We start from the raw sequence: 5,975 nt of genomic DNA, 5'->3' as shown, positions 1-5,975 counted from the left end.
CGCGCGACCAGAAGGCCGTCGCCCGCATCCTCGCCAGCGCCGAGCGGGCCCGCCGCATGCTGCGCGACGTGCTGGACTTCACCCAGGCCCGGCTGGGCGTCGGGGGCTGGATCGAGGCGCGCAACCTCATGACGCCTTCCAGCAGCGGGCCGAAGGCGGGGCCCTGTCCCTCGAAGCGGGTTCGCGCCAGCTCCGCGAGCCGCGAGGCCGCGACCCCCAGGTTCGTCAGCAGCTCGTTGTCGGCGGAGGACACCTTCACCGTGGGCAGCACGCGGCCCATGCGCTCCACGAACCAGGTCACCGCGTTCACCCGGCCGCGCAGGCGCTTCGCCTCCGGGAAGAGGGTGGGCCAGTACTGGTCCGTGACCTCCGCCAGCACCGCCATGCCGGTGAGCGCGCCGGTCAGCCCCTCCGTCATGTACATCCCGTAGGCGAGGTAGGACGCGAGCCACAGGTCCTTCGTGGTGTGCTGCAGGAGCTGGCTGGAGCCCCGCACCACCGCGCCCCAGTCCACCGCGTCGCCAGCGGGCGACTCCAGCTTCGCGACCTCCGTGGACACGGCCTCGTAGGTCGGGTCGTGCCGGGCCTGCACGCCGGCGGGCTTCTCCTGCGAGATGGGCGTCAGCCAGGGACGGGAGCGTTCGCGAAGGGCTTCAGCGGAGAGGGTCATGGCGTGTCAGACCTTCCGCGCCACGGCGCGCAGGAGCTGTTCGATGGAGCTGGTGGACGAGTCGAGGACCTGGCGCTGCGCCGGGGTGAGCGCGCGCTTCGCGCTGGCGAGCGCGGCGGCCCGCTCCGTGCGCAGCGGCCAGAGCTGTGAGCTCGCCAGGTCGGGCTGGGCCACGTAGAGCAGGAGCGCGGACGTCGGCGCGCCCAGGCACAGCAGCAGCCGGGGCCGGCTCCCCTCGGACCAGAGGAAGCCCGGCGCCATGGACGTCCAGCCCAGGAGCCGCGAGGCCAGCTCCAGCCACGCCGTCGGGCCCATGCGCCCGTCCAGCGGACAGTCCAGCACCACCTGGGCCAGCCCCTGCTCGCGGTGGTGCTCCCCGGCGCAGGCGGTGAGGAAGGTGTGCAGCGCGTAGTAGCGGGCCTCGGGCGGGGTGTCCGTGCAGACGGGCTTGAGCAGCTCCGCGCAGGAGTGCTCGGAGAGGATGCTGCCCTTGAGCCGCTCCGCGAGCTTGAAGTCCCCCGGGCGCGGCGGATTCAGAAGGGCCGCCCGCTCCAGCAGCTCGGGGATGCTGAAGCGCGGCGCCTCCTGGACCAGCTCCGAGCCCGCCCGGAGGAAGGGCTCGAAGGCCTCCGGCAGGAGGGCGTACCGCTCCGCCAGCTCCGTCACCGACAGCTCCGTGAAGACGACCAGGGGGAAGCCCCGGCCCACGCTGTCCGCGCTCGCGGTGAGCACGCCCACCAGCGCGGTGGACTGCCCCGGCGCGGTGAACACGAAGCGGTGCGGCGTCGCGGGCAGCTCCGCCCGCGCGCGCTGCACGCGCGCCATGCCCTCCTCCAGCCAGCGGTGGAGCTGCTGGGCGAGGGGGCTGGCCGTGTTGTGCCGGACGAACTCCGCGTGACGTGGCGTCTTGCCGAGCACGCCGATGCGGTGCGGAAGGGCAGCCACCACCATCAGGGAGGCCCGTCCTGCGCCACGAGGTGGTTGCCGCCGCAGTCAGAATCTCCGCGGGCGATGCCCCGGGGCGGCTGGAGGCCCGGGTCGCGGAAGATCTGCATCAGCTTGCCCTTGTTGCCGGACAGGCCGAAGAACGGGTTGCTGGTGCGCTCCGGACGGATGTCGATGGAGATGAGCGCGCCCTTCATGTCCTCGATCTCCCAGGTCGCGGTGAAGTAGCGGCCGTCCGCGCTGGGCTCGATGCGCTTCACGCGCTCCAGCAGGCGGAACAGGCCCCACTCGCCCGGCTCGTCGATGTCGCCGGTGGCCCCGGACGCGTGCTCGACGTGGATGTGCGCTCCCAGCTTGCCGGCCTGCCCCGGCCAGCTCATCGGCTTCCACACCGTGTCAGGGCCGTTGCGGTACGTCTCGTCCGTGCCGTCCAGCGTGAAGGCGACGGCGGAGATCTCCGACGCGGCGTTGTCCGCGGACGTGCCCGCCCGGATGCGGACCTGGAAGCGCACCAGCGGATCCACGGACTCGGACGTCGGGAAGAGGGTGCTGGCCAGCGCGCCGCTCTTCTCCAGGAAGGTCAGCATCTCCGGCCGGTAGTTCGCGCCGCTCTGCGGGGACACGAACTCCCACTTGCGGCCCTTGGGGGCCACGTCCTCCAGCAGCTGCTCCTTGTGGAACTTGCGGATGGTGCCGCCGTCCAGGCGCAGGTACTCCGCCACCTCCAGCAGCGGCGCGTCGCGCAGCGAGGTGCGGACGAAGGGATAGCGGTCCAGCATGAGCTGCTCGTAGGGCGTGACGATCTGCTCGCACCACATCTTGCTCTTGCCGTTCGCGACGCCGGTGTAGACGATGCCGTGCACGTCCCGCAGCGGCGGCAGCAGCAGCCGTTCGAGGATGACCGCGCCGCTCTGCTGTTGGCGGATGAGCAGCTCCACCGCCTTGCGCGTGACCTGGATCCGGTCGAGCAGCAGGCGCGACTCGGCGGGCTTCTCCTTCACCGCGAGCAGCGTGTCCTGAACGACGGCGAGGTGGTCCTGATAGAGCTCCAACGCGGTCTGGGACTCCTGCCCGTCGTCGGACTTGTTCGTCACCGTGGCGAAGAGGATGAGCGGCTGGAAGGCGCTCTCCACGTCGCGGGGGACCAGCTCCTTGTCGCCATTGGGGGAGCGCTCGTCGACGAGCTTCGGGGGGCTCTTCGCGGCCTCCTCCTCCTCACCCAGCAGCCGCTGCATCCAGCCCGGCGACGAGGCCTCCTTGACCCCCGCGGGCTTCTTCTCCAGCTGCACGTTGTGCTGGAGGGCCGCGAAGAGCCGCTGGTACGCGGCCGGCTTGCCGCGCAGGAGGCTGTCGACCAGCTCCTGCGTCTGGTCCAGGTCCTTGGGCTCCTGGACGCGGATGGAGCGCAGGAAGTTGAACCACTCCTGGATGTAGGTCGCGAAGTAGTCCGTGCGCAGCTGGGCGCGCGTGGCCTTCTCGTCCTCCGCCGAGTCCCGGTCGAGCACCCACGACTGACGGTTCTCGAAGGCGTTGGCGAGCCGCGGCTTCACCACGTTCTCCCAGGCGTTCCTCGTGAAGGCGCCGCGGATCCGCTTGCTGGCCTGGATGGCGGGGACCGCGCCCACCAGCTCCTCCAGGGTGACGTCCGGATACTCCCGGCTGGCGTCGGCGATGATCTGCTCCAGCTCCAGCGTGGCCAGCGGCACGCGGTTGAGCGCCCGGCGGGCGGCGCGCACCACGCGCTCGTCGCGCGGGAAGGCCAGGCGGTCCGGCTCCTCGGCCATCATGCGGATGTACGTCGCGGCGTGGTGGCTGATGGTCTGCTCGAGGTCGACCTGGCCCGTCGTCCCCTTCACGTTGGTCCAGTGCTCCACCATCTTGCGCACCAGCCACTCGCGGTGGGCCTCGTCGAGCTCCGGCTCACCCTGCGCGCGCGGCTGGGTGATGAGCAGGTACATCTTCAAATCCTCGAAGTGCTTGCGGTAGTCGCTGGAGCTGGGCTTCCAGTCCAGGCGCTCCTGGTTCTGCGCGAAGAGCATCAGGCTCTGCTGGATGCGCTCGTACTGGAGCCCCAGGAGCACGCGCCGCAGCGCCGCGTTGTAGAAGGACTGGGCGACGGGGAAGAGCTGGTCGCCCTTGTACATGCCGAAGCGCATCCACACCGGGACGCCCTCGGTGCGGTGCTGGGTGAGCTCCTGGAGCTGCTTGCGCAGGGGCGTGAGGTCCTGCACGCGGCTGATGTCGTCCTTGCGGTCCACGTTCACGACGGTGATGGCGTCGCGGACCTCCCGCGCGAGCTCCCGGTTCTTGTAGAAGGACAGGGTGGGCAGGCACAGCACGAGCGCCGTGGCCGCGAAGGACGCACCCGCGATCGCGAGCCGCCGCTTGCGCAGGCGCAGCTCCTCCGCGGAGCTGCGCACCGCGACCTTCTGGTCCAGGAACATCACCTTCGTGAAGACGTCCCAGAGGAAGTAGCTGCGGCCCTCGGCGCTCGTCTCCGCCTGGGGGCGTCCGTTCGTCGTGCCGAAGACCTCGCCCGCGGAGGGCGCCACCAGCTCCACCGCGCGCACGTCCTGGGTGGCGCTGGTGAAGTACAGGCCGCGGAACACCGGCGTGTCCTGGAAGATGTTCTCCAGGAAGAGCGGCTGGACGAACTCCGACAGCGTCTTGCGGAGCGCGTCGAACTTCTGGGGGAACTGGTGGATGCGCTCGCGCGTCTCCTGCTGGCGCTCCTCGCCGATGCGCTTGATGGCGCGCTGCTCCAGCACCGCCGTCAGCTCATCGAAGCGCTCCAGCAGCAGGTCCGTGGACGCCTCCTTCTGGGCGTCCATGGGGATGGTGAAGCCCCAGAGCTGCCCGCGCTCGGAGCGGGGCAAGTCAGAGAACGTCTCCACGAAGCCGGGCAGCAGGTCGCACTTGGTGACCATCAGGTAGACGGGCACCAGCATGCGCAGCCGGGAGGTGATCTCATCCAGGCGCTCGCGGATGCCCTGGCCCAGCTCGCCCGCGGCCTGCGGGTCCATGGTCAACAGCTCGTCGATGCTCACCGCCACGATGAGGCCGTTGATGGGCCGGCGCGGGCGGTGCTTGATGAGCGTGTCGAGGAAGGCGAGCCACTCGGGGCGCTCGTCCTCGCTGGCGACGTAGCGGCCCGCCGTGTCCAGGATGACGGCCTCGTTGGTGAGCCACCAGTCGCAGTTGCGCGTGCCGCCCACGCCGCGCACGCCGCCCCCCTTGCTGGAGGACAGGTAGGGGAACTTCAGCCCGGAGTTGCGCAGCGCCGTGCTCTTGCCGGCGCCCGGAGGCCCGACGATGAGGTACCAGGGCAGCACCGCCAGCGCGTCCTTGCCACCGCGCGACAGCTTGGAGGTCTTGAGCGCCTCCACCGCCTTGGTGAACTCCGCCTGCATCGCCTTGATCTCCGGCTGGAGATCCGGCCGCACCGTCTTGAGCTCGTCGGCGGCCTGCTGCTGGAGGGCGCCCTCCAGGTTCCTGGCGGCCCTCCGGGCCCGGATGCGCTTGACGAGCCAGGTGCCACCCAGCACCAGCAGCGCCACGCCCGCCACGGCCAGCGCCACCCAGAGTGGCGGCAGGTGCAGCTTGAGGATGGCGGCCCCGCCCAGGCCCAGGAGCGCGAGGAAGAAGAGGAGGTAGGCGATCACGGGGCAGCGCCTCCGTTGGCGTTCTTCGCCACGTGGACCTCGATGTCCTTCATGAACATCTTCAGCGTGTTGTCGAGGCTGAAGAGCAGCCCGCCATAGAGCAGCAGCGCGGCCACCAGCGCGCCCGCGGCGATGGACACGATGGAGGCCTTGCGCCGGGCGGAGAACAGCGCCTCGGTGGGGCGCTCGCCGTGGGGCGACAGCACGTCGAAGTCGAACGGCCGCGCGCGCTGGAGGTCCTTCTGCACGGTGTCGATGAGCGTCATCAGCTCCAGCTCGCCGCCGCGGATGCGGTAGCGGCCCTGGAAGCCGAAGAGCATGCAGAGGTAGTAGACCCGGAGGACGTCCGCGCGGTGCGGGTCCTTGCGCACGGCGTGCAGCCGGCTGAAGAAGCCGTCACCGGCCACGTTCTCGTTGAAGTAGTGCAGCTGGAGCAGGTGGCTCATCCAGAACTGCCGGTAGGGCTCCGGCTTGCCCAGCACCACCTCGTCCAGGAGCGCCACGAGGGCGTAGGCCATGTCCTGGGCGTCCTGGTGGCTGAAGCCCAGCACCGCGGAGCGGCGCAAGAGCTCGTCCACGACGCCGCGAAGCTGGAAGTGCAGCTTCTCTGGCGGCGGCACCGCGGCAGCGTCCGAACGTCGGAGCTGGATGGCGGCGTCGAGGCAATCCTTGGTGGCTTCGTTGACTCGGTCCATGGG

General features: G+C 70.4%; 4 protein-coding genes. All 4 read right to left on the bottom strand.

The features are described from left to right. The coding region (locus D7V93_RS36065) for a type VI secretion system ImpA family N-terminal domain-containing protein (protein WP_208723268.1) at positions 1 to 670 on the bottom strand (670 nt) is incomplete at its 3' end. Between the two features lie 6 nt (positions 671 to 676). Beyond that, a complete protein-coding gene (tagF, locus tag D7V93_RS36060; RefSeq protein WP_120647671.1) occupies positions 677 to 1,621 on the bottom strand; it encodes a type VI secretion system-associated protein TagF in 945 nt (314 codons plus the stop codon). Further along, complete coding sequence (gene tssM, locus D7V93_RS36055; protein WP_120647670.1) at positions 1,621 to 5,277, bottom strand: type VI secretion system membrane subunit TssM; 3,657 nt, start codon at positions 5,275 to 5,277, stop codon at positions 1,621 to 1,623. The genes tagF and tssM overlap by 1 nt, the downstream gene beginning before the upstream one ends. Then, a partial coding sequence (locus D7V93_RS36050; protein WP_244237711.1) for a DotU family type IV/VI secretion system protein occupies positions 5,274 to 5,975 on the bottom strand: 702 nt, incomplete at its 5' end. The genes D7V93_RS36050 and tssM, both read right to left, overlap by 4 nt.

Origin of the sequence: Corallococcus llansteffanensis, assembly GCF_003612055.1 — a bacterium.
GTDB lineage: Bacteria > Myxococcota > Myxococcia > Myxococcales > Myxococcaceae > Corallococcus > Corallococcus llansteffanensis.
The sequence above is the reverse complement of the archived record's forward strand: the minus strand, read 5'-3'. Positions and strand labels throughout refer to the sequence as shown.

What these genes read in the sequence shown, in the direction of transcription:
- tagF (WP_120647671.1), bottom strand. Translation starts at nt 1,621, where the DNA reads ATGGTGGTGGCTGCCCTTCCGCACCGCATCGGCGTGCTCGGCAAGACG.